The organism is Okeania hirsuta, from assembly GCF_003838195.1.
Lineage (GTDB): Bacteria > Cyanobacteriota > Cyanobacteriia > Cyanobacteriales > Microcoleaceae > Okeania > Okeania hirsuta.
In genome coordinates this window covers 29,426-51,334 of sequence record NZ_RCBY01000029.1, presented here as the reverse complement: position 1 = coordinate 51,334, position 21,909 = coordinate 29,426, and the positions used below count along the sequence as shown (strand labels likewise).

17 protein-coding genes are annotated in these 21,909 nt (G+C 37.6%); 8 read left to right on the top strand and 9 right to left on the bottom strand.

What is annotated here, in order from left to right:
* Nucleotides 1-124: 124 nt before the first annotated feature.
* The 4 genes from D5R40_RS07620 to D5R40_RS07605 form a co-directional block, all read right to left on the bottom strand.
* Nucleotides 125-2,335 carry a molybdopterin oxidoreductase family protein gene (locus D5R40_RS07620; protein ID WP_124144096.1) on the bottom strand — a complete coding sequence of 737 codons (2,211 nt, stop codon included), beginning with the start codon at nucleotides 2,333-2,335 and terminating at the stop codon, nucleotides 125-127.
* A 1,100-nt stretch (nucleotides 2,336-3,435) separates the two neighbouring features.
* Entirely contained in the window at nucleotides 3,436-4,953 is a 1,518-nt protein-coding gene (locus D5R40_RS07615) for an MFS transporter (RefSeq protein WP_124144095.1), read from the bottom strand.
* A 335-nt stretch (nucleotides 4,954-5,288) separates the two neighbouring features.
* On the bottom strand, nucleotides 5,289-5,975 hold the full coding sequence (locus D5R40_RS07610) for a hypothetical protein (RefSeq protein ID WP_124154443.1): 687 nt from the start codon (nucleotides 5,973-5,975) through the stop codon (nucleotides 5,289-5,291).
* A gap of 149 nt (nucleotides 5,976-6,124) precedes the next feature.
* A complete protein-coding gene (locus D5R40_RS07605; protein ID WP_124154442.1) occupies nucleotides 6,125-7,657 on the bottom strand; it encodes a ferredoxin--nitrite reductase in 1,533 nt (510 codons plus the stop codon).
* Between the two features lie 529 nt (nucleotides 7,658-8,186).
* On the opposite strand from D5R40_RS07605, the gene D5R40_RS07600 reads away from it, so the two are divergent.
* Nucleotides 8,187-8,738, top strand: a complete 552-nt coding sequence (locus D5R40_RS07600; protein ID WP_124144092.1) for a PAS domain S-box protein — start codon at nucleotides 8,187-8,189, stop codon at nucleotides 8,736-8,738.
* A gap of 130 nt (nucleotides 8,739-8,868) precedes the next feature.
* On the opposite strand, the gene D5R40_RS37560 is transcribed toward D5R40_RS07600, so the two are convergent.
* Genes D5R40_RS37560 through D5R40_RS37550 form a run of 3 tightly spaced genes read right to left on the bottom strand, consistent with a single transcriptional unit; the run spans nucleotide 8,869 to nucleotide 10,273 of the window.
* Complete coding sequence (locus D5R40_RS37560) at nucleotides 8,869-9,147, bottom strand: IS66 family transposase (RefSeq protein ID WP_205127299.1); 279 nt, start codon at nucleotides 9,145-9,147, stop codon at nucleotides 8,869-8,871.
* Complete coding sequence (locus D5R40_RS37555) at nucleotides 9,131-9,334, bottom strand: hypothetical protein (RefSeq protein ID WP_205127298.1); 204 nt, start codon at nucleotides 9,332-9,334, stop codon at nucleotides 9,131-9,133. The genes D5R40_RS37560 and D5R40_RS37555 overlap by 17 nt, the downstream gene beginning before the upstream one ends.
* A 54-nt stretch (nucleotides 9,335-9,388) precedes the next feature.
* On the bottom strand, nucleotides 9,389-10,273 hold the full coding sequence (locus tag D5R40_RS37550; protein ID WP_205127617.1) for an IS66 family transposase: 885 nt from the start codon (nucleotides 10,271-10,273) through the stop codon (nucleotides 9,389-9,391).
* A gap of 41 nt (nucleotides 10,274-10,314) precedes the next feature.
* Between D5R40_RS37550 and D5R40_RS37545 the strand changes: the two genes are divergently transcribed.
* From D5R40_RS37545 to D5R40_RS07575, 6 genes are all read left to right on the top strand, one after another.
* On the top strand, nucleotides 10,315-10,482 hold the full coding sequence (locus D5R40_RS37545) for a hypothetical protein (RefSeq protein WP_205127296.1): 168 nt from the start codon (nucleotides 10,315-10,317) through the stop codon (nucleotides 10,480-10,482).
* Nucleotides 10,460-10,645: a hypothetical protein gene (locus tag D5R40_RS37540; RefSeq protein ID WP_205127295.1), complete on the top strand. Its 186-nt coding sequence runs from the start codon at nucleotides 10,460-10,462 to the stop codon at nucleotides 10,643-10,645. The genes D5R40_RS37545 and D5R40_RS37540 overlap by 23 nt, the downstream gene beginning before the upstream one ends.
* Entirely contained in the window at nucleotides 10,588-10,782 is a 195-nt protein-coding gene (locus D5R40_RS42475) for an ATP-binding protein (protein WP_205127301.1), read from the top strand. The genes D5R40_RS37540 and D5R40_RS42475 overlap by 58 nt, the downstream gene beginning before the upstream one ends.
* Nucleotides 10,769-10,915 (top strand): response regulator, encoded by a 147-nt coding sequence (locus tag D5R40_RS39265; protein ID WP_240038859.1) that lies wholly within the window; start codon nucleotides 10,769-10,771, stop codon nucleotides 10,913-10,915. The genes D5R40_RS42475 and D5R40_RS39265 overlap by 14 nt, the downstream gene beginning before the upstream one ends.
* Nucleotides 10,916-11,368: 453 nt before the next feature.
* The gene (locus tag D5R40_RS07580) at nucleotides 11,369-14,029 is read left to right on the top strand and encodes a GGDEF domain-containing response regulator (RefSeq protein ID WP_124144091.1); all 2,661 of its coding nucleotides are present in this window, start codon (nucleotides 11,369-11,371) and stop codon (nucleotides 14,027-14,029) included.
* A 773-nt stretch (nucleotides 14,030-14,802) separates the two neighbouring features.
* Nucleotides 14,803-16,218 carry a pentapeptide repeat-containing protein gene (locus D5R40_RS07575; protein WP_124144090.1) on the top strand — a complete coding sequence of 472 codons (1,416 nt, stop codon included), beginning with the start codon at nucleotides 14,803-14,805 and terminating at the stop codon, nucleotides 16,216-16,218.
* A gap of 454 nt (nucleotides 16,219-16,672) precedes the next feature.
* Here the strand turns inward: D5R40_RS07575 and D5R40_RS07570 are convergent, their stop codons facing one another.
* Entirely contained in the window at nucleotides 16,673-18,622 is a 1,950-nt protein-coding gene (locus tag D5R40_RS07570; protein ID WP_124154441.1) for a lipoxygenase family protein, read from the bottom strand.
* A gap of 497 nt (nucleotides 18,623-19,119) precedes the next feature.
* Nucleotides 19,120-19,992, bottom strand: coding sequence for an S-methyl-5'-thioadenosine phosphorylase (locus tag D5R40_RS07565; RefSeq protein ID WP_124144088.1), 873 nt, complete (start codon nucleotides 19,990-19,992; stop codon nucleotides 19,120-19,122).
* 987 nt (nucleotides 19,993-20,979) lie between these two features.
* Here D5R40_RS07565 and D5R40_RS07560 point away from each other — a divergent pair.
* Nucleotides 20,980-21,186 (top strand): hypothetical protein, encoded by a 207-nt coding sequence (locus D5R40_RS07560; RefSeq protein ID WP_124144087.1) that lies wholly within the window; start codon nucleotides 20,980-20,982, stop codon nucleotides 21,184-21,186.
* The last annotated feature ends 723 nt before the right edge of the window (nucleotides 21,187-21,909 follow it).

The following is a 21,909-nucleotide window of genomic DNA, read 5'->3' as shown; positions in this document are numbered from 1 at the left end:
TTCTTCTGATTTATACTTTTGTTGGCAGCAAGCTAGGCTATCGTTCCAGACGACGTTGGGTTTTATTCTTCAACCCAACTTACACCTACATCCTCATAACTTCTGACTTGCGCGTAGCGCCATATCACCCCTTCATAGATATCGCTGACGATCTTTCTACAGAATACTCTGATTCCATCAAATCTTCCATAACAGCAGTTTCAAATTTAATTGGCCTCAACTGCACCGCACAAGCTTTTAACTCTGGTTGCCCAGACTCAGGACAAACTTGAGGATGAGTCAAAGCATTTGCCTCTGCTTGATTTGCCCATAGTGCCCCCCAGTGCATCGGCACAAATACAGTGCCTGGAGTAATAGCTTTAGTCACTTTTGCTGGAAATCTTGCTGCACCTCGTCGCGATCGCACCTCTACCCAATCATTTTCCTCAATCTCTAACTTCTGAGCATCCTTCGGATGAATTTCTATAAAAGGCATCGGGTGCATTTTTCTAATTTTATCAATGCGTCCTGTGCGTGTTTGAGTATGCCAATGACCATATAAGCGCCCTGTTGTCAACACAAAAGGATAATCAAAATTTGGTGGTTCTGCTAAACCTTGAGAGTAAAATGTAGCAAACCGTGCCCTGCCATCAGAAGTATTAAATCGGAAATCAGTATACAGACGCTCCTGAGATACTCCACTACTATCAGGGCAAGGCCACTGAATCGGACCTTTTTCCCGTAATTGGTCGTAGGTAATATCAGTTTGGTCGCAAGGGCGATCGCGTGTCAACTCAAGAAATTCAGCTCTCACTGCTTCCGAGTCAGCAAAATCAAACTGATTTGTAAATCCTAAACGGCGACCCACCTCTGCAAAAATTTCCCAATCTGCTTTTGCTTCTCCCAGGGGTTCGCGGAATGCAGTACACAAAGTTACCATTCGCTCCGAGTTTGTCATTGTGCCTGTTTTTTCTCCCCACTGAGCAGCAGGTAACAACAGATGAGCATATTCCGCTGTTTCAGTAGGATAATAAGCATCCTGATAAACAGTAAAAGGCGATCGTAACAAAGCTGCCTTAGTCCGCTCTAAATCTGGCATACTCACCGCTGGATTAGTCGCTGCAATCCACAAACAACCTAATTCTTGACGTTCTAAAGCCGTAATCATCTCCCAAGCAGTACGACCAGGAACAGCAGAAATTTGCCCAGGAGTCAATCCCCATAACTTTTCCAAATCAGCCCGATGTTGGGGATTTTTCACCACCCGATAACCAGGCAAAATATGAGCCAATCCTCCTGCTTCCCTACCACCCATAGCATTAGGTTGACCAGTCAGTGAAAACGGTCCTGCACCCGGTTTACCAATATGACCTGTCATCAAATGCAAATTAATCAGAGTACGGACTTTTGCCGTCCCCTCAGAGGACTGATTCATCCCCATTGACCACAAAGATAACACTTGCTTTGACTGACTCCAATAACGAGCTGCCGTTTCCAAATCATCCAAACGAATACCGCAGTGGCGTGCAACTAGATCGGGTGGGGAGTGACGAATCACATCAGTGTATTCAGGAAAACCAGTCGTACATTCATCAATGAATGTAGGATCGATCGCTCCCCAACGCATGAGTAGATGAGCAATACCGTTAAGTAGATCGATATCCGTACCTGGTCGAATAGCCAAATGCAAATCTGCTACTTCTGCTGTTTTAGTACGACGGGGGTCTACCACGATCATTTTCACTTTCCTATTTTTCTTGTGGTAAACCCGCAGACGATTAAATACAATGGGGTGACATTCAGCTGTATTAGTACCGATTAAAAATGCACAGTCTGTTTTTTCTAAATCGTCGTAGCAACAGGGGGGACCGTCAGAACCAAAACTTTGAATATATCCCGATACTGCCGAAGACATACACAGACGAGAGTTAGCGTCAAAGTTATTAGTTCCCAGACATCCTTTGAGCAATTTCTGAGCTACATAATAATCCTCTGTTTGAAACTGACCAGACCCGTACATACAAATTGCATCTGGTCCTTGGGTGAAGCGTACAGTTTGAATCCGATTAATAATCCGATTAAAAGCTTCCTCCCAAGTAACGCGACGGAAGGGTTCATCTAGAGTATCACGCATCATTGGATATTTGAGGCGACTTTTATCCAATGATTCAGCAACAGTGGCACCTTTTACACAAACTTTGCCTTGACTTGAGGGATGAGAGCGATCGCCCCGCACTTGCCAAATGGGATTACCTTTGCTATCTCGATTTGTTGCTTTTCCAGGAATTGCTGGCGGTAATACATCTAAGCCACAGCCAACTCCACAATAAGGGCAAAGAGTTTTGGTAGGTTCCATAGTTTACTTTAAGAATAATTTTATTGGCAGACGAACAAGTTAAATTCAAGCGAATATCATTTACATTTGGATGTTAAATAATTTAATTTTGTATTCCAGCAGAAGTTATTCTGCTGCTAAACTTTCCCTGATTTTTTGCTATTTATAATTAATATAATATAATACTTAATATCAATATTTAAGTTTTATGATTGTGAATTTAATTTTTGTTTATTATTGAAGACTTTATGAAAAATTATCTGTCACATTGGATACGTTTTAATACAGTTTTAAAATCGTAGGTTTTGTCATTGAACAAAGAGTCACAAAACGTTTACCCTACCTAAATTTTTTCATTGATAAATTTTAGTAAAAACCTTTAGTAAAAACCAAAATTTACTAATTCAGGCTGAAATAATATTATATTCAGTTGAATACCGGTACTTTGATATTCTTTACAGCGAAAATGCCTTCAAAGTTAGTAGGGGCAAGGGAAATACGTTGATCTGGCTAAAAATGGCTCAAACCTAGATATATCAGGAAAAAGGTTTTTTCAATGTAAAACCTAGACTATATAAGGGTTTGATGCTGTTATTAACATATTTTTTGCCAAAGTACCGATACTTATACATAATTAGGAATAGGGAGCATTTTATATTATTTGTCCCCTCTGGGCAGGGTCAATTTATTGTCACACTTAGAAAAATTGATGGGGAGATGGGGAGATGGGGACCCACCCCTAACCCCTTCTAGGAGGGGAATTTGGGGATATGGGGAGATTCTTAATATTTGCACAATTAAATGTATTTCATATCCATATAAATATTCTCTGACGAGAATGAATTAATCCTGCCCCCCTCCAGGGGAGCTACGCTAATAGATAATTACTTATAATAAAGTTTTTGTTTGTAGTTGGGCTTGAGCCTGTGCAATACTTAATATGAGAGCTAGAGCAAAACTACGAACTTGATGATAACTGTTCTACCGTAAGCATAGCTCCCCCGAAGGGGGCACATGATATTAACAGAAAATCAGGACAAGAGTAGGAAAAGTAATAAACCTGCCACATTCCCTAATCAGCAGAGCTTAACTGCAACTAAACTAAATGAAATAAGTGGGCATTAGTCTTCAGCAAACATAGGAACAGATTCTAGATTCACTTTCTCTTCATCCTCTTCATCCTTATGGTGCTCGGCAAATGAACCCTCTGGCTCTTTCAAGAAGAAAGCACACAGGAACGCCACAATTATTGACATTACACCAAGAACTTCAAAGAAAATTCGATTACCAACAGCACCTTCAGGCAACAGACTAAAAGTAGTCAGATAAACCACCGCACCTACGTTACCATAAGCACCAACATTACCAGCAATTTGACCTGTAACTCGGCGCTTAATTAAAGGAACTATAGCAAAAGTAGAACCTTCAGCAGCTTGCACAAAGAAAGAACACATCATAGTAAGTAACACAGCAGCAGGTAGCCACCAACCTCCAGTTACACGACCAAATGTGAGATAACCAATTCCCATCCCTGCGGTCAATACCGTCATTGTCAACTTGCGACTACCAAGTTTGTCTGAAATTAAACCACCACCAGGACGAGATGCCAAGTTCATAAAAGCATAGCTAGCTGCTATCATCCCTGCCACAGCTTTATCCAAGCCAAAAGTATTTTCAAAGAAAGCAGGAAGCATAGAAACTACTGCTAACTCAGAACCAAAGTTAACAAAATAAGTAAGTTCTAAAATTGCTACTTGAGAAAACTGATAGCGGTCAGCAGGAGGATAACGCTTATCACCTGCCATCAACTCTTTATTAGCTGCCCAACAGTTATAAGTTTGGAAACCATACAAACCTAAGAGCAATAGCCAGACAATAGAAAGTTGACCTTGAGATAGGAAACCAACTTTACTCAATCGCCAAGCTAGTAAACAAAGAACTCCTGTTAAAGGAAGATTCATCAAAATTAGGAAGATAAAATCTTTCTGGGTTGTAACTTCTAAACCTGTGGCACGCTTAGGCTTTTTATACACCTTACCAGGAGGAGTATCTTGAACATTGAAGAAATAAAACGCACCATAAAGTGCAGCTATAATACCTGTCAGAGCGATCGATAACCGCCAGTTTAATATCTCACCGCCACTAAAAGTTAACACAGCAGCTACAGTAGGAAGGGTAAAAGCAGAAGCAGCAGAACCAAAGTTACCCCAACCACCATAAATACCTTCTGCCAAACCTATTTCTTTAGGGGGAAACCATTCAGCGACCATGCGGATACCAATAACGAAACCAGCACCAACAATACTCAGTGCCAAACGACTGATAACTAACTGGCTGAAATTCTGTGCAAGGGCAAAGCCTATACAGGGAATAGCTGCATACATTAGTAGCAGCGAATAGGTAATTCTTGGTCCGTATTTATCTAACAACATCCCGATGATAATTCGGGCAGGTACTGTTAGTGCAACGTTACAGATAGCAATAGTTCTGATTTGAGAAGTTTCTAAACCAAAGTCTGCTTTTAATGATGTTGCTAATGGGGCTAAGTTAAACCAAACAACAAATGATAGAAAAAAAGCAAACCAAGTTAAATGGAGTATACGGTAACGGCCCCGAAAAGACCAAAGTTCTGTTAACATATTTTGTTGAATTACAATTATTAAGGCTATATAAGGTTACAAACAAAGATTAATTTCGCTGACAAGTGTAACTAAAAATAATCTGAGGCAGTTATGAAATTTGTGAATTAAATTAGTACCAGAGTGAGGTGTTAGTTTAAAGCGAACAATTAAATTTTTTTCTGATAACATAGTAGGTTGGCAAAAATTATAATTTATGTATTTTGCAGATTTTTCAGCACTTTAGCATCAAAAAGTTTCTTACTTTCATCGCTATCAGTGTAATTTTTAGTTAGTAGTGAATTATATATAAATTTCTACCTAACACCTACTATGTATTACCTCAAACCAAAGACCTATTTGGTTAACCATTGGTTAACTTGAACTACACCATTGGGAGTTAGTAGCACTAAATATTCTGCTGTTGGTTTGTTCTCATCAATAATACTAGAGTTAGCCAATTTGGCTAGAGGAGTTTCCCCAATGTACTCGGAAGCTGCTTTATTTATATGTTCATACTTGGCAACCATTCCTGCAGAGTTAATTGTGACTCGATAGGCTAAATTTTCAGAAAAAGTTGGATATTGTTTCCAAGCTTGGTCGATCTGGTTGTACAGCATTGAGTTTAATTTCTCAAGAGTATTTGAGTCAGTAATAACTTTTGGTGCTGCTTGAGTTTCTGGAACTGCTGCCATAGCTACTTGAGTTTCTATGGATGAAGTTTCTACAACAGGTACTGTATTAACTGCTGAGACTGACTCGGTAGTATCAACCGCAGAAGCAACAACAGAAGTTGATGGAGCAATAGTAGGTTTTGATGTGGGTGTGTTGGCTATAATAGTAGGAGTATCAGTAGTGGATGTAGCAACTATTGTTTCTTCTGCTTCTTGTTCTTGTTGTTGAGCATATTCTGCTAGAGAACTCTGCCAACTATTGACATAAGAACCAGCAAATAGTGTTAACCCGACTACAGACAGAATTTTCAGACCTAGAGACTTTGCAGTTTCGGATGAATTGTTAGAAGCATTAACTGTAGTAGACATTGTTGAGATTCTCCTTAATTGTTATTGTGCTTTGAGTGTAATAAATAAATTTTGGCTGTGAGACTAAATTTGAGAAACGCTATTTAAGCTTCTCCGGTCTTTATTTGTAAGATTTCTGATAGACTTTTGAAACACCCTTGATTGAAAACTTACTTTGGTTTAGCACCAAAATTTTCAATTAGTAAATTTCGTAAAATAGGTTTGAGGTCTTCACAGGGAATACCTTTTTGAACGCAACTGCCTAGTTTAGCATCTTTGCCAACTGTGCCTCCCATGTACAGGTCAACACTATCAACCATTTTGCCATTTTTGCGCGCTTTAGTACCCATTAAACCAATATCTGCAACCTGTGGCTGTCCACAAGAGTTGGGGCAACCAGTCCAGTGAATGCGTACTGGTTTTGGGATGAACAGTTCAGCCTCAACTTCCTTTGCCACTGCTAGGGCGCGACTTTTGGTTTCAATCATAGCAAAGTTACAAAACTGTGCCCCTGTGCATGAAACTACAGCCCGAGTTAATGGTTGAGGATTAATGGAAAATTTTTCTAGGAGTGGTTCCCCAAGGAATGGTTCTATTCTAGACTCAGGAACATTAGGAATAATAACATTTTGTTCCACAGTCAGCCGAATTTCTCCATTGCCATAAACCTCAGCTAGCCGTGCTAGGTCAAACATATTGTCAGCATACAGCCTACCAACCGGAATGTGCAACCCAATATAATTTAATCCTGGTTGTTTTTGTTTGTAAACCCCGATGTGGTCGCGTTTTTCCCAGATAATTTCGTCTTTTGGAGCTTCTGTCTCTAGAATTTGCCCCATTTGTTGCTGAACTTTTGAGCGGAATTCATCTAAACCCCACTCATCTATCAGCCACATTAGCCTTGATTTTTGGCGATTTCCTCGGGAGCCATTATCGCGAAATACTTCTAGAATAGCTCGACAGATGGCAACAACTTGATTTGGTTCTACCCAAGCATTAAGGGGTATAGCTGCTGCACAACGTTTGGCCGAGAAAAAGCCACCAACTAGAACATTAAAGCCAAATTTATCGTTTTTGTAGGCAGGAACAAAAGCAATATCATTTATTTCCGCATGGACAGAATTATCACGGCATCCGGCGATCGCTATATTGAATTTCCGTGGTAAATTGGTAAATTCTGGGTTGCCTTTGCTGTTGCCAGTAATCATGTCTTGGACTTGCTGAACTAACTCGCGGGTATCGTAGAGTTCATCAGCATCTATTCCGGCCACTGGGGAACCTGTGATGTTGCGTACATTATCCATGCCTGATTGAACGGTGGTTAAACCTACTTGTTCAAATCGATGGAAGATGTCTGGGATATCTTCTATCCTAATTCCCCGCAGTTGCAAGTTTTGTCTGGTGGTGATGTCGGCGCTGCCGTCTTCGCCGTACCGTTGGACTATTTCTGCCAAGACTCCCATTTGTTGACTGGTGATGAATCCATTTGGCATCCGCATCCGCAACATAAATTTGCCTGGAGTTACTGGTCGGAAGAATACACCTAACCATTTTAGTCTGTGGTCGCGGTCAGTTTTATCTATTGCTTCCCAGCCAATATTGGCAAATTTTTCTAGTTCTGTTTTCACTGCCAGACCATCTTTTTCTGCTTTAAATTTCTCAAATTTATTTAGTTTTTGTTGGCGTTCTACTGTGCCAGTCATCTATAACTATCCTCATTGGTAGGCAATCTCATAAATTTTCGGAAAATTAACTGTAAGATGCTTGAATTGACCCAATTACTGATTTTTTTGAGCCGACAACTAGAAAATCAAAATGTTTAAAATTTCTGCATCTGTTGTCACCATCTCATGTCAAATTTTTATTAATTTGTTGCTGACTAATGTAAATGAGTTTCAATTAAATATTCGTATTATTTGTTACAAAATATATACTTTTATGAATTTTATGTATTATTTAAATGCATTTATTGCATTTTAGCTGAAAAAGAGATATAGGGATAAAGCCTACTAACTGTTCCATGTTTTTTGTGCTGTAATTCAAGGATGTGGGTCAGCTTAGAAATCTAGAAACTACAAGTCAGTCGTCATTATTAATCAGACAAACAGCGAAATAGCCAAATTGTAAATATACAGAACTTTTTAGGGTGCTCAAGCGCACTTTAATAACAGTGGAAGGAAAGAGCGCGGACATAAAATATCTTTACCCCCAATATCTCCTGGTTGCAACAGATTGCAAGAAAAAGAACAACGCTTCCGTCTAGCTTTTGACGATGCACCTATTGGTATGGATCTGGTATCACTAGATGGAAATTTTTTCGAGGTTAACCATGCTTTGTGCGAAATGATAGGTTACAGTGAAGCTGAATTGATCCAGTTAACTTTCCAAAAAATTACTTATCCTGACGATCTAGCTGTTGACCTTGCCTTTGTGCAGGAACTCTTAGAAGGAAAAAAAAGCAAATATAATATGGAGAAGCGCTATATTAGCAACGAAGGTCATATTGTCTGGATAATTTTGAGTGTTTCTCTAGCAAAAGATCCATCAGACGAACCTCTGTATTTTATTGCTAAAATTCAAAATATTACTCCCCGCAAGCAAAATGAAGCTCAACAGCAAAGACTAATTACTCAGCTAAAAATCAGTAACCAAGAACTAGAAGATTTTCCTTATGTAGCTTCCCACGACTTGCAGGAACCACTACGGAAAATTCAGACCTTTGGCGATCGCCTCAAAGCTAAATATGGGGAAGTGTTGGATGAAAAAGGGCTAGACTATCTATAAAGAATGCAGAGTTCTGCCAACAGGATGCAAATTCTAATTAGGGATTTATTAGACTTCTCACGCATTACGACCAAAGGGCAACCCTATGTACCTGTAACCCTTTCTCAAATATTAGAAGAAGTGTAACTGCCTAGCTAGTAGTAATAGAGGTGAGAAAAAAAGATACATCACCAAGTAAGGCCCTAGTAATAACTTCCAACAAATTCAAACTATGGTTAGAAGCAGTAGAAAGAAAAGAACGGATATTGGCAAATGAAACCGCAAAATCAAAGGAGCGAAAGCCACCTGAATTTTTCTGCTTACACTTGATCATAGGCAAATCACGCTCTGCTTGATGATTGGTAAAGGGAACATCCGGTTCTGTCAGAAACCGTAAAACATCACCCTGAAAATTAGAAAGACGCAACAATTAAGTTATCACCAACACCTCGTTTCACCCGTCCTCGATTACCTTTGCTAGTCAGGGGTGATTCAGAGCAATGAAAACTCAGCCCTCGTTTGATGATTTGCTCATACAATTGAGTCAGACGAGAAACTATATTTTTAGGAATACCCTTGGGATAGCGATGTTTGTAATTACAAGCTAAACGTAACAACTTGTTGATTGACTTAGCCCAAGATTCTTGCTCTATTTCTTCTAGAGCTTTGAGTTATCGAAGATGATAGCCATTACACAAAGCGTGATTAACATCTTGGAGTTGATCATACGGCTTCCAGTGGTCATGGACTACTACACCTTTGATATCAGCCAATATTTCTATGTCTTTACGTTTACCACCAACTCGATACCAGGTTTCTGTTTCAGTTGAAACCACGTGTAACCAATTGGTTTTTCCTCCAATCCTGAATCCCGTCTCGTCTAGATGTTTAACTGATGCTGCTTTGAGTTGGGATGCAATCTCACTGACTACAGGTTCTATGATTTTGGCAAGTGTTTTTGTTGTCTTGGCTATTGTCCCTGGTGTGATTCGACAACCAAACAAATCCCACAGCACTTCACTCAATCTGTCTTCGGGAACAAAATGTTGATGATTTAGATACGCTGCAACTGCTTTAATTCTTACTCCATACTGTACTGGTGCTGTCACAGATTCTGGAAAACTTCCTTGTATCTGTGCCCCACATTCTAGACATTCTTTCACTGCTACTCTGTGTTCTGTGACAATTATTTCTGGCTCTGGTATATCAAATACTTGTCCCTTGATGATTTTTTTGACGGCTACAACCCCCAGTTCACATCCACATCTCTGACATGACCATGGTGTTGGATGTTCTACTATTTCCTTTGGTTCTAATACTTGCTCTAATCTCTGCCCTGGATGACCTTTGTGTCCTGCTGATGGTCGCTTCCCTTTTTCTGTTAAACTTTTTGTCCGTATTTTACTTGACTTTTTGAGTCCATAACTTGATGGTGGCTTTGAACTTGTTTGACTATCTAACCCCAAACGCCTCTCTAGCTCTGCTATCCTTTCGGGCAGTGCCAGATGTTCTTTCTCTAGGCTCTTGATTTTTTGATCTTTTTCTTCTGGACTCATAGTTCAAAAATACCATATTTTTTCCCTCATGTGAATATTCCTTGCTTTCCTACCTGGGCAGTTACGAAGAAGTTATTGAGGACTTAGAGAACCGCATTGAACAAACAAAAGCTCAGGTGGAAATAGAAGAATTACTTACTATTCAGGCCGACTCGATACAAATGCGACAATTTTTCCAAAACTTAATTGGCAATTCACTTAGAATTTAATATACCAGAAAATCACCCCATTGTCAAGGTAGAAGCAATTTTACAGTCGGAAACTAATCAAGTTCAAATTATGGTATCCGACAATGGAATTGGTTTTGAGGAAAAATATTTATACCTTTCCAACGCCTGCATAGCAAGCAAAAATATCAAGGCACTGGTATAGGACTGGCAATATGTCGTAAAATAATAGAAATACACAATGGTAATATTACTGCTCGTAGTATCCCTAATCAAGGAACTACTTTTGTGATTACTTTGCCTATTGAACAAAGTTTAGATAAGCAAAATGAGCATATCTAAGTTGAATAAAACACCAGTACCAATTCTCATGGCTGAAGATGATGAGGACGATCGTCTCTTGGCAATGGAAGCTTTTGAGGAAAGTAAATTACTTAATAAATTATATATTGTTGAGGATGGGGAAGAATTATGAGATTTTTTATATCATCGAGGTGCTTATACAGATATCACAACTTCACCTCAGCCAGGAATAATTTTTTAGACTTATATATGCCAAAATAAAGATGGCAGAGAAGCTCTCAAAGAAATTAAAGCTGACCCTAATTTACGTTTAATTCCTATTGTAGTTTTAACTACTTCTAAAGCAAAAGATATCTATACTTATTATCAATTAGGAATTAGTTCATTTATTGTCAAGCCAGTAACATTTGAGGGATTAATAGCAGTCATTCAAGGTTTGAGTAGATATTGGTTTGAAATTGTTGAACTCCCTGCTCGAAAATATTGAATCTGCTGGAGCAATTTTTCCGCCTAGTATTTCCTGGGAAAATTATATGTATTATAAATTGCTTTATGTTGGCTATAATGACAATTGTCTACCTGAATATAACGATAATTCAGAGTATATAAATTCAAGCAGATTTTTATGCAAAAATACACTATTAATCTTCTCTTAATAGAAGATAATAAAGATGATTTTATTGCCATCGATGACATCTTGTCAAAAGTAGAGTCATCAAACATATCCCTGGATTGGAAAAATACTTATGAAGAGGGATTAGCTGCAATAGAAACAGGAGAATATGACGTTTGTTTGCTTGACTATCGTTTAGGAGAAAAAGACGGGATAGAATTACTCAAAACAGCAATAGAACTTAATTGTCAGACACCAATTATATTCATCACAGGTCAAGGCGATCGAGAATTAGACCTACTGGCGATGAAAATTGGAGCAGCAGATTATTTGAATAAATTAGAAATTCGAGAATATACATTAGAGCGAGTAATTCGTTATACAATTGAAAGAAATAAAAATTTAATTGCCCTCCAAGAAAGTCAAGCAAAACTACAAGAAGCACAAAAAATTCCTCATTTAGGTAACTGGGAATTCAACCTAAAAACACAGAAAATAACTTGGTCTGATGAAGTATTTCGGATTTTTGGTCTGAGTGGGACTCAAAAGTCACTAACTTATGCAGAATTCCTCCAAATGTTCGTTCCCGAAAGTAGAAAGTTGTGGGAGGAAAATATGGCTTTAATATTAGAGAAAACACAAAAATGTGAATGTGAATATGAAATAATTCGCCCGGACGGAACACTGAGATATCTTTATACAAAGACGACTTTAATCACAAATAGTAACTTAGAATCAATCGGCATATTTGGCACAATTCTAGATATTACAAAGCGCCAACTGGCCGAATTAGAAGTCAAAAAAATCAGAAAACAAGAGCATTTATTAAGTCTGGTGATTGACAGAATTCATCAATCTTTAAACTTAGAGGAAATATTAGAAACGACAGTAGAGTCGGTGCGAGAGTTTTTGCAGTGCGACCGGGTACTAATTTACCGTTTCTTACCAAATGGTCATGGTGTGGTAGAAAAAGAATCTTTAGCACCAAATTGTCTTTCACTGTTAGGAATGACAATAGTCGATCCATGTTTTCGCAACAGCAATATTTTAGAACGTTACAAACAAGGATATTTTAGTATTATTCATAATATTAATCAATCGGGGATGCAACAATGTCATATTGATATGCTCAGGGAACTTCAGGTGAAAGCAAATATAGTGCTACCTATCCTAATTACAAACGAAACTAAAAACAAAAATCATACTGAAAACTCAGAAATTAATGTCTGGGGATTATTAATAGCTCATCATTGTCGAGAAAATAGACAGTGGGAAATATCGGAAACCGATTTATTAAGACGCTTGGCAGCTCAGACAGCGATCACTATTCAACAAGCTCAACTTTATCAACGCTTAGAAAAACTTAATCAAGAATTAGAAGCAATTGCATATATTGATGATTTAACAGGAGTGTTTAACCGTCGTCATTTTGAGCAAAAATTTAAACAAGAATGGAAAAGGTTGGCGCGAGAACAAGGTCTCATCTCAATTATTATGTTAGATATAGACTACTTTAAACCTTATAACGATACCTACGGCCATCAACAGGGAGATAAATGTTTGCAACAAGTAGCTAAAGCTATTCAAACGACAGTGAAACGCCCTGGAGATTTTGTCGCCCGATATGGTGGAGAAGAGTTTGTAGTTGTGTTGCCAAATACTCCCATGGAAGGAGCACTTAAGGTGGCAGAAAATATCAGAACAGAAATTGAAGCTTTAAAAATTCCTCATCAAGCTTCAGCAACAAGTCAGTGGGTGACAAGTAGCTTAGGAGTTGCAGATACTAATTGCTCAAAAACATCTAATCCAGAGAGATTGCTAAAAGCAGCAGATACAGCTCTCTACAATGCTAAAACTTCTGGCAGAAACCGCATAGGGATTTATTATATATCCATGGAAAGTCTAGAGAAACAACAGCAAGAAATTAATTTAGTTACACAACTACGAGATGCTTTAAGAGAAAACGGTTTTTATCTGTTTTCACAAGCAATTGTCCCATTGCATGAAGGTGTACAAGCAAGACTTTATGAAGTTTTGCTTAGATTTAGATATCCTTCAGGTAAAATTGTTTCACCAGCTACTTTCCTACCAGTAGCGGAGCGCTATCATCTAATGCCAATAATTGACCGTTGGGTCGTAAAAAATCTACTATATTTCATGTCTTTGCATAAAATTGATAATTCACACCGAGATTGTATTTTTACTGTTAATCTTTCTGGTGCTAGCATCAACGATAGCCATTTTTTAGAATTTATCGAACATCAATTTGCCTGTTTTGAAGTGCCTCCCCAAAAAATTTGTTTTGAGATTACTGAGACCATAGCTATTACTAATTTAGATAAAGCAGCAAAATTTATTCAGTCTCTCAAACAAGTTGGTTGTAGTTTTGCTTTAGATGATTTTGGCAAAGGAATGTCTTCTTTTTCTGATCTCACAAACTTGCCAGTAGATTATCTCAAGATTAACGGGATGTTTATTAAGAAGATGGAAAAAGATACTGTCACTCAAGCAATAGTAGAAGGTATTCATCATATTGGCAGGGCAATGAATTTAAAAGTAATAGCTGAATATATAGAAACAGAGTCAATTCTCAACAAAGTCAATAGTTTAGGAATAGATTATGGTCAAGGCTTTTATCTTGACAAACCCAGCGCACTTTTGTTTTCTGTTTAAGAACTATTCAAGAATGATAAAAATTAGTTTTTCAGTTTGGTGTTCAAAGGAATTTATTTATAGAACCCATTTGGAATATTAGCCCGCGGTATGTGCTTTTGGCTGCCGTCCGACCCGAAGACCGAATCAGGTGGAACATTTTTTTAGACCGAATGGCAGCGGATTTGATATAATATCAAATACGTTTAATACCAATTTGATAAATGTTTGCTACAAATAGTTAGCCTATTTCTTAAGAGTCAGGAGTCAGAATGAATTGCTTCAATATACTTAAGGTAAAGTATAACAATAAATACTACTTATTGCAATAATTGTGACACGAACACTTTAACCAGAGCTTGTTGATTAAGTCTAAAACCTTGATATGTAGATGCTTTAGCCTTTTTTCACAACAAAAAGTGCAAGCTTATAGAGGCGAAAAGCTCAAAATGTGAAGATATTCAACAGACAAAGGCGAAAAAAATTCCGATAACTTTTCCTTCTAAATACTCTGTAATTATCATGTATACTGGCTTATAAATTCCGATTGCTAACTTCTTAACACCTGAATCTTGACTTCTACTTTCACCAAAATACTTTTTCAGTAAAGCCTAACTATTGTATTTTATCAAGATTTCTGCTATTGAATTACCAATATAAGCACCTCTTCCAAAAAATAGAAAATTAAAGCATAGTTCTCAGGGGACGAGGGTTTGAAGGATGAAAGTAGTCTTTTAGACTTTAGCTAAATTAGAAAAAAAGTAGTATAAAAATGAGAATAAGGAAAAAATACTATGAGTAAGCAACATTGGTTAGATATAAGTGAATATGTCTGCCTAGCAGGTTCAGTTTTAGGAACCATTGCTTCAGTTACTTCTGGACAGGCAATATACACAGCAGCACCTTTGACTTTGGCCTTGTCTGCAAGTGTAGCTAATAGAAAGCGGCTAGATAAATTGCAACAACAAGAACAAAGAGTGGCGCTTACAGATATTCAGAAAACCTTCTTAGAAGATGTGGATAGAGTTGATAGTCAGACATTTAAGTTGCAAGAAAAACTGAATCTTCAAACTGAGGACCAAGAAAAGAAATTAGAAGTAATAACAGAACAGCTGAATCAAAAATTAGTAGCTGAAAGGGAAACCTTAGAGCAGCAAACTCAGCAACAAAGGCATAAATTACAAGAAGCTATAGAGTCAATACCAACTGAACTACAACAACTCATTCAACGTTTAGAACCATTAGAACGTCAGCAGAAAGAAATAATCAGTCAACGCTTACCTTGGGCAGTTTCAGCCATTGAGGAGTTACAAGATAGAGCTGCTGCCATAGCACCCTTAGAAAGTAAATTTGGTCATATTAGTAGAAATCTGCAAATTTTGAATAATCGTGTTGAGAGTCTGCCTCAACCAGAGTTTTTTGGTAAAATTGAAACAGCTATTACTTCAGTACAAAAGCGACTTGATTTGAATCCTGTCAATTTTCAAGGTGCAGTGCTAACAGATGCAGATTTCAGTGGTATTTATCTCAAAAATGCAAAACTAATAGATGCTAACCTCAGTGGTATTAACTTGGGTGGTGCTTGTTTAAATAATGCCAATCTTACAGATGTTAACCTCAGCAACGCTAATTTAATAGGTGCAGATTTGGCAGTTGCTAATCTAGCCTATGCAAATTTGAATCATGCTGAACTTGGTCAAGTTGATTTGTCTGGTGCTAACCTCAGTGGAGTAGATTTATCCTCAGCTAACCTCAGTGGTGTTAATCTTTCGTCTGCGAATCTCACAGATGCAGATTTAAGTAATGCTAACCTCAGTGGTGCAAACCTAACTCACGCTAACCTCAGTGGAGTTATTCTCAGTGATGCAGATTTAAGTAATGCTAACCTAACTAATGCTAACTTGTCTCATGCAGGGTTAAATAATACTAATCTCAGTCATGCAAATCTTTGTGCTGCACAATTGTGGTGTGCTGATATAAGTGATGCTGACTTAACTGGTACATTCATAGATCAAAACACTAAATTAGACAAAGAAACTCAAGAGAAATTGCAAAGAGCAAGTCATAAAACAAAGAATCAAAATCTTCGTAGTTATGGCACGAAAGTAACTAATATTAATCATAATGGCGTTCATCTGATGGGTCCTAATTTTTTGGAAGGAAAATCAAATGATAGCATTGTTCAACCTTCAATTATTGATACAAAGTGAGTCCTCCGATATCATCTCTCTTTGAATAACCACAATCAGAAATTTAGGGAGTAGGGAACAGGGATAATTCGTGATCAAAAACCTTCTCCCTTTAAATCTTTAAGCGTTGAAATTTTACTATTCCCTATTCCCTTTTCAGAGCTTCCTACTGACCAATGTTAAATTAATTTTGCACAGGTACTTATAATCTTTAGACATCTCCAATAATAAAACATAAAATCAATTATCCCACTCTTACTCATCAATTATTTCTCCCTACTCCCTGCTCCCTACTCCCTACTCCCTCTTTTGGAGGAGATGTCTTTTATATCATGTCCGGTTGAATAGTGATAAATAAATAACTACGGAGCAGTCAGGAGTCAGGAGTCAGGAGTCAGGAGTCAGGAGGGAAGAAAGAAGAAGAACAGGAGAAGAAGGAGAGAGTTTTCTTATCACTAATTATCCGGATATGATATTAGATATTAATACTCTGGGGAATTTGAGAAGGCAGCAAATACCTATACTGTGGGCGATTAAAATTGCGCTGCTCAATAGTTGCTTCAACCTGGTTCAGATTTTCCTGAAACTTCTCCAGTAGAGGTTTCACCTTGGAATCAGTAAAATGATTTTTTGAATACTCACCCAGTTTCGTGTAATAGACAGACCCCAGTAAATATGTGAGATTCAGTTGTCCTTGTGCCTGCTCTAGAGGTGGCAGCAGATCCAAATAATCTTGCTCGCTTACTTCACCTTTGAGAATTGAACTAGGCAAATAACCAGCTAATGGAACCGCCGGAGCATAAGACATTATATCTTTCTGGGGAAAATTAACAGCAGCGTGTTGAGCACTAGCAGTAAAAATAATTAACGTCACAGCATTAATCAAATACTCTAGTGTCCTAATACCTCCATCCTCACCAAAATCAGGTACACGAGCACCATCAAAAGCCATAACTTCACCTGCCCAAGCTTGTAGTCGCCGATCTGCCTGAACTTCTTCATCTCTGGAATAATAAAGACTCAGATAATCTGAAACCCATTGATGAATAGCATCCCACAGCAACAGAGCATCATCGCGATCAGGATAAACAGGAAGTAAATTAGAATCGTCAACGCCCCGCTGCTTCAGTTGCTCCGGTAACATAGCTCCATTAAAACCATAACTCTGTAACCCTAACACCGCCAAAACACGAGCGTTATCAATAGTAGATGACAGTAAACTATCAACTCCACCCTTGGGAGCAATTAAAATTCCCTGAGCACCATCGTTAATTGCTAAAGTACCTTCAAAGTGAGGACGCAACAGCAGACTTAAGCAATGATTTTGGGGGAGTTGGCGATGGGTAGGTGGAATAAATGATCCCACAAATAAATGAGTTCTCCCTAAATGACTGACTGCCTCGTGAAAGTTAGCATCTACTATCTCTACAACTGTTTTAGCAAATAACCAAGCATACTTAGAAGAGTTGGGGGTAAAGATGGGGTTATCTGCTCCTGGAGTTTGACCGCATTGAATAGCTACAGGACGTAATTTACGGTTTGGGTCTGAACCTTTTGGCACTGCGAATAAAGCTAGAGGAGCATAAATATACTTTTGGTATTTATTAGGATAAGTACCATTAAGAGCACCTGCCAAAATTTTATAGTCTGCTAGATAGAGTCGCCCTTCTTTTCCTGCTGCTGCTAATGAATCATCATTACCCATAACTTCCTGATATTGAGTCTCCGTCACCGGAAAACGTTCGTCAAGACTTGATACCTGCTCAATCATTAGGGGGTTATAACCTGCTACTCGCATATAAGCAAACACTTCATCTTCTTCAAAAGTATAAGCGATGCTTGGTATACCTCCTGTTTCTGGAAATAGCTCTTTATAGGAGAAGAGCTTTTGATAATCTTCAAGACTGGTTGCATGACCTTCTGGACTTCCTTCCTTTAATACTTTTACAGCTTCCTCCAAAATATCTTTAAGTACTGACAGACCATTTTCCCTGAGGATGGAAACAAACAGGTCATCTATTTCATGAAAATCGTCAGGTATTCCTTGACTCAACAATTGTTGAGTTAATAATAATTGTTGATTCAACAATAATTGGAAAAAAAATGGTATGATTTTATTATCCTCTCCAATTTTTATTGATTTTATTTGCTTATAGATTACTTCTAAGATATATTTAATTACATCGTCTCTTACCCCCTTATTTCCTTGGTTTCCTCGGTTTGTAATTACGATATTCACAAATAGAAGACGTATACTCTTTACCAATAATAAAAACCATTCTTTAGAAGGTTTTTCTCGTTCTGGTAATTCATTCACCATTGCCACAGGAGGAATGTGGTTATAGTTATATTGATATTCTTGTTTGGCTACTTCTAAATTATGATTTACTGATGAACTTGTGGTATCCGTCGGACAGTTAGTCATGTTTAATAAATGCCTTTTGGTAGAAATTAGGTATAGTTTATCAAAAAAGAAGTCAGGAGTTAGGACTCAGTAGCAAATAAAGATTCTGCTTCCGATAATACCATTAGAAGTAAATTTCTCACAATAATTCTGACTCCTAACCCCTCCCTTCAAAATTAGGTAGTAGTCTACAAGTAGTGATGTTTGCTCGAAAAAGTCAAGTAGTCTGAAAAACTATTCCTTGAAAACCTCTAATATCAAATCCGGTTAAACAACTCACTATCAATTGAGTAGTCGTAGGGGCAATTCGCGAATCGCCCCTACATTAGAAGATACTAAACCTATACATTCTACTATTGTCAAGAATTTAACACTCAACTGCCTACACACCTCATGTATAACCCTCTAGATGCTTAGATTGTTTGTGCAATTAAACGGACATGATATAAATTAGGGATATTTTCTGTTCCCTGTTCCCTTTCTCTACATAAAATCCATATATACAGGACTACCCAAAATTAAATATATTTCTGCAATAATAATCCCAACTTTTCTTTAGTTGTAGCAGGTACTTTATCCAAAGGAGTCAAAATAGCATTTTTCAAGGCAGAATGAGAGTCAGAAACAAACTGATTTTGACTCAATCTCCGGACAGTTTCCTGAATAACTTTTTGGGCATTCACCGCATTCTTGTGTAAATTATTAATCACCATCTCCACAGTCACGCTCTCATGTTCTTCATGCCAACAATCATAATCTGTAGATAGCGCTAAAGTTGCATAAGCTATTTCCGCTTCCCTTGCCAACTTCGCTTCTGGTAAATTTGTCATCCCAATAACTGTTGCGCCCCAACTACGATATAAATTTGATTCTGCTTTGGTAGAAAAAGCAGGTCCCTCCATACATAAATAAGTGCCACTACGATGCACATTTATATCCGATAAATTCAAACTTTCCGCAGCATCTGCCAGCATTTTTGCTAGTTGAGGACAAGTAGGATTTTCAAAAGTAATGTGTCCTGCTATTCCTTCACCGAAAAAAGTAGATATCCGACCTTTTGTCCGGTCAATGAACTGGTCTACTACTACTAAGTCTAGTGGTTTAACTTCTTCTTTGAGAGAACCAACTGCAGAAGCAGAGATTAAATATTCCACACCCAGACTTTTCATACCATAGATATTGGCGCGAAATGGTAATTCAGATGGTAATAAAGCGTGATTACGATCGTGTCTGGGGAGAAATGCTACTCGTGTTCCTTCCAAAGTACCAACAATAAAAGCATCAGAGGGAGACCCGAAGGGGGTATCTACCCGTATCTCCTCCACATCTGTGAGTGCCTCCATTTTGTACAAACCACTGCCGCCAATAATTCCTATTTTTACTTTGGTCATCCTGAGATTAGCTAATATGTTTAATTTCTCAGGTATTCTACCGAATTTCTGGTAAAATAATTTTGGATTGTATCCGTTTAAATACTGATTGAAGAAAGTAACCGATAATGCGGTTTACGGGGACTCTCACCCCACCAACGGCATTACGCAGGTGATAGTGGGGTGAGTTATTAAACCCATTACAGACTAAAGATAAATAACTAGCAATACGCCACTATAGAGAACAGGGCACAGAGTCAAGTAAGTATTTATGACTAATACATAAGCATTAGACATACTATATATCTAAGTATTTTTAATCACCGAATGTATAAAAAAAAATTACTTTTTTCAAAATCTTCAATATTTATGCTTACTCCCTTTCCCCTAACAGAAGTTAGAGAATGATTTCAAATTTAACCAACTTCAGACACCGGAACAGATTCAAAACATAGTTCAGCACATTTGTGCTTTAGTTTAGTAGTTTTAAAGGATCAGAGAATAATTAGCGAGCGCATAACCGAAATACCCGATTTGGTAAAGGTTTAATAATCTTGGGGACTGAGTTACAATTTTGTAGTATTTAAATTACATTATAGGTAATCTTCTGGCAGGAAGGGATTCATTGATGGATAATTACCTCTCTCTTTTAGGGAGAGGATTAACTAAAAGGAAAAAATTTATTCTCTTGGTCGATTGGATATGGCGAGGAGACCTCGCCATCCCTCGACCGCTTTTTTCCCCTTGAAAGGGGAGGCTAACAAAGCTGAATTATTTAATTATTTAATTATTAATTATTCGGTAATCTTAACCAAATTTTCATAAAACAAACTATACTTTAATCGTATTGTAGGAAAATAAGAATTTATCAATTTTGTCTCGTGCCCTTTTTTGATACTCCTACCTAATTATCCTACCCAGATATTTTTTCAATTTTCTGTTCTGCAGGTAGCCAGTATTTTAGGAATATTTCTCTTTTATCGGACAATTATCTGATTTTTTAGAAAAATGAACAAATCTCAAGCTAAAGCTAGAACAACTTCCCTAGAATTAGTTGTCAGTAATATTTTTGCCGCTCGTAAAATTTCGGCTAGCGATCGCCAATTTTTAAGAACGGCGTTATTTTTACCTCGTCTTTTAAGTACTACAGAACAAAACCAGATTAAACAAGTTTATGAAGAATTAATGGCTGGACGAATTAGTATTGTCAAATAGTGGAATTTAGTGAACTTTTTAAATTACCTCTGAATTCTGCCTTTTGAATGTTACTTCAGAGTATAGAGTCAATTAATAATGATTTTATTCTAATTCCTCATCATCTATCCATACAATCTACCTGATTTATACTCAGCATTTCGGATATTAAGTTTTTGCACAAATTTGGGCTGTAGTAGTTATACAATATCCACCTGAATGCTTATAAATTAAGTGAGCAACGAGCAGGGAGAATAGAGATATTTACTGTTGGAGTGAGGGGATCGTTCAACAATTAATAATTAATAATTAATAATTAATAATTACCTCTCTTTGAAAAGAAGAGGATTGACTAATAATGAAAATTTTTTCTTGTTTCTCCTTTAAAGGAGAGGCTTTAAACCTTAATTATTCGGTAAAATAAATCTCAAGAAACGCTTCAAAGATCTAGTATTCAGTGGGTTACTGTGACAGCGTTAAATATTTTATTTTGTGAGATTATTCTTGCCTTTTTCCTAGGTCATGCTCCGCAAACATTTTGACGACAACCGTTTTGCTGGCGCACAACGCATCCTATCTGCTGCGGAGGAACTGCGCTAAGATCATGAAGGGCGCAAACGTTAACGTTCTGCGACATATATAGCGGAAGCTCTGCATTAGCAAAACTAACCCTACATCAAGGCTTAATTTTCTATTTCTATTTATTCAGGACTTACGCACGGACAATAAATCGAGTGAGGGCGT

Bases quoted from the DNA above. Each gene is read 5' to 3' on its own strand.
- D5R40_RS07620 (WP_124144096.1), bottom strand. From the start codon at position 2,335: ATGGAACCTACCAAAACTCTTTGCCCTTATTGTGGAGTTGGCTGTGGC.
- D5R40_RS37550 (WP_205127617.1), bottom strand. From the start codon at position 10,273: ATGAGTCCAGAAGAAAAAGATCAAAAAATCAAGAGCCTAGAGAAAGAA.
- D5R40_RS07610 (WP_124154443.1), bottom strand. From the start codon at position 5,975: ATGTCTACTACAGTTAATGCTTCTAACAATTCATCCGAAACTGCAAAG.
- D5R40_RS07560 (WP_124144087.1), top strand. From the start codon at position 20,980: ATGAACAAATCTCAAGCTAAAGCTAGAACAACTTCCCTAGAATTAGTT.
- D5R40_RS07575 (WP_124144090.1), top strand. From the start codon at position 14,803: ATGAGTAAGCAACATTGGTTAGATATAAGTGAATATGTCTGCCTAGCA.
- D5R40_RS39265 (WP_240038859.1), top strand. From the start codon at position 10,769: ATGAGCATATCTAAGTTGAATAAAACACCAGTACCAATTCTCATGGCT.
- D5R40_RS07615 (WP_124144095.1), bottom strand. From the start codon at position 4,953: ATGTTAACAGAACTTTGGTCTTTTCGGGGCCGTTACCGTATACTCCAT.
- D5R40_RS07580 (WP_124144091.1), top strand. From the start codon at position 11,369: ATGCAAAAATACACTATTAATCTTCTCTTAATAGAAGATAATAAAGAT.
- D5R40_RS07565 (WP_124144088.1), bottom strand. From the start codon at position 19,992: ATGACCAAAGTAAAAATAGGAATTATTGGCGGCAGTGGTTTGTACAAA.
- D5R40_RS07605 (WP_124154442.1), bottom strand. From the start codon at position 7,657: ATGACTGGCACAGTAGAACGCCAACAAAAACTAAATAAATTTGAGAAA.
- D5R40_RS07570 (WP_124154441.1), bottom strand. From the start codon at position 18,622: ATGACTAACTGTCCGACGGATACCACAAGTTCATCAGTAAATCATAAT.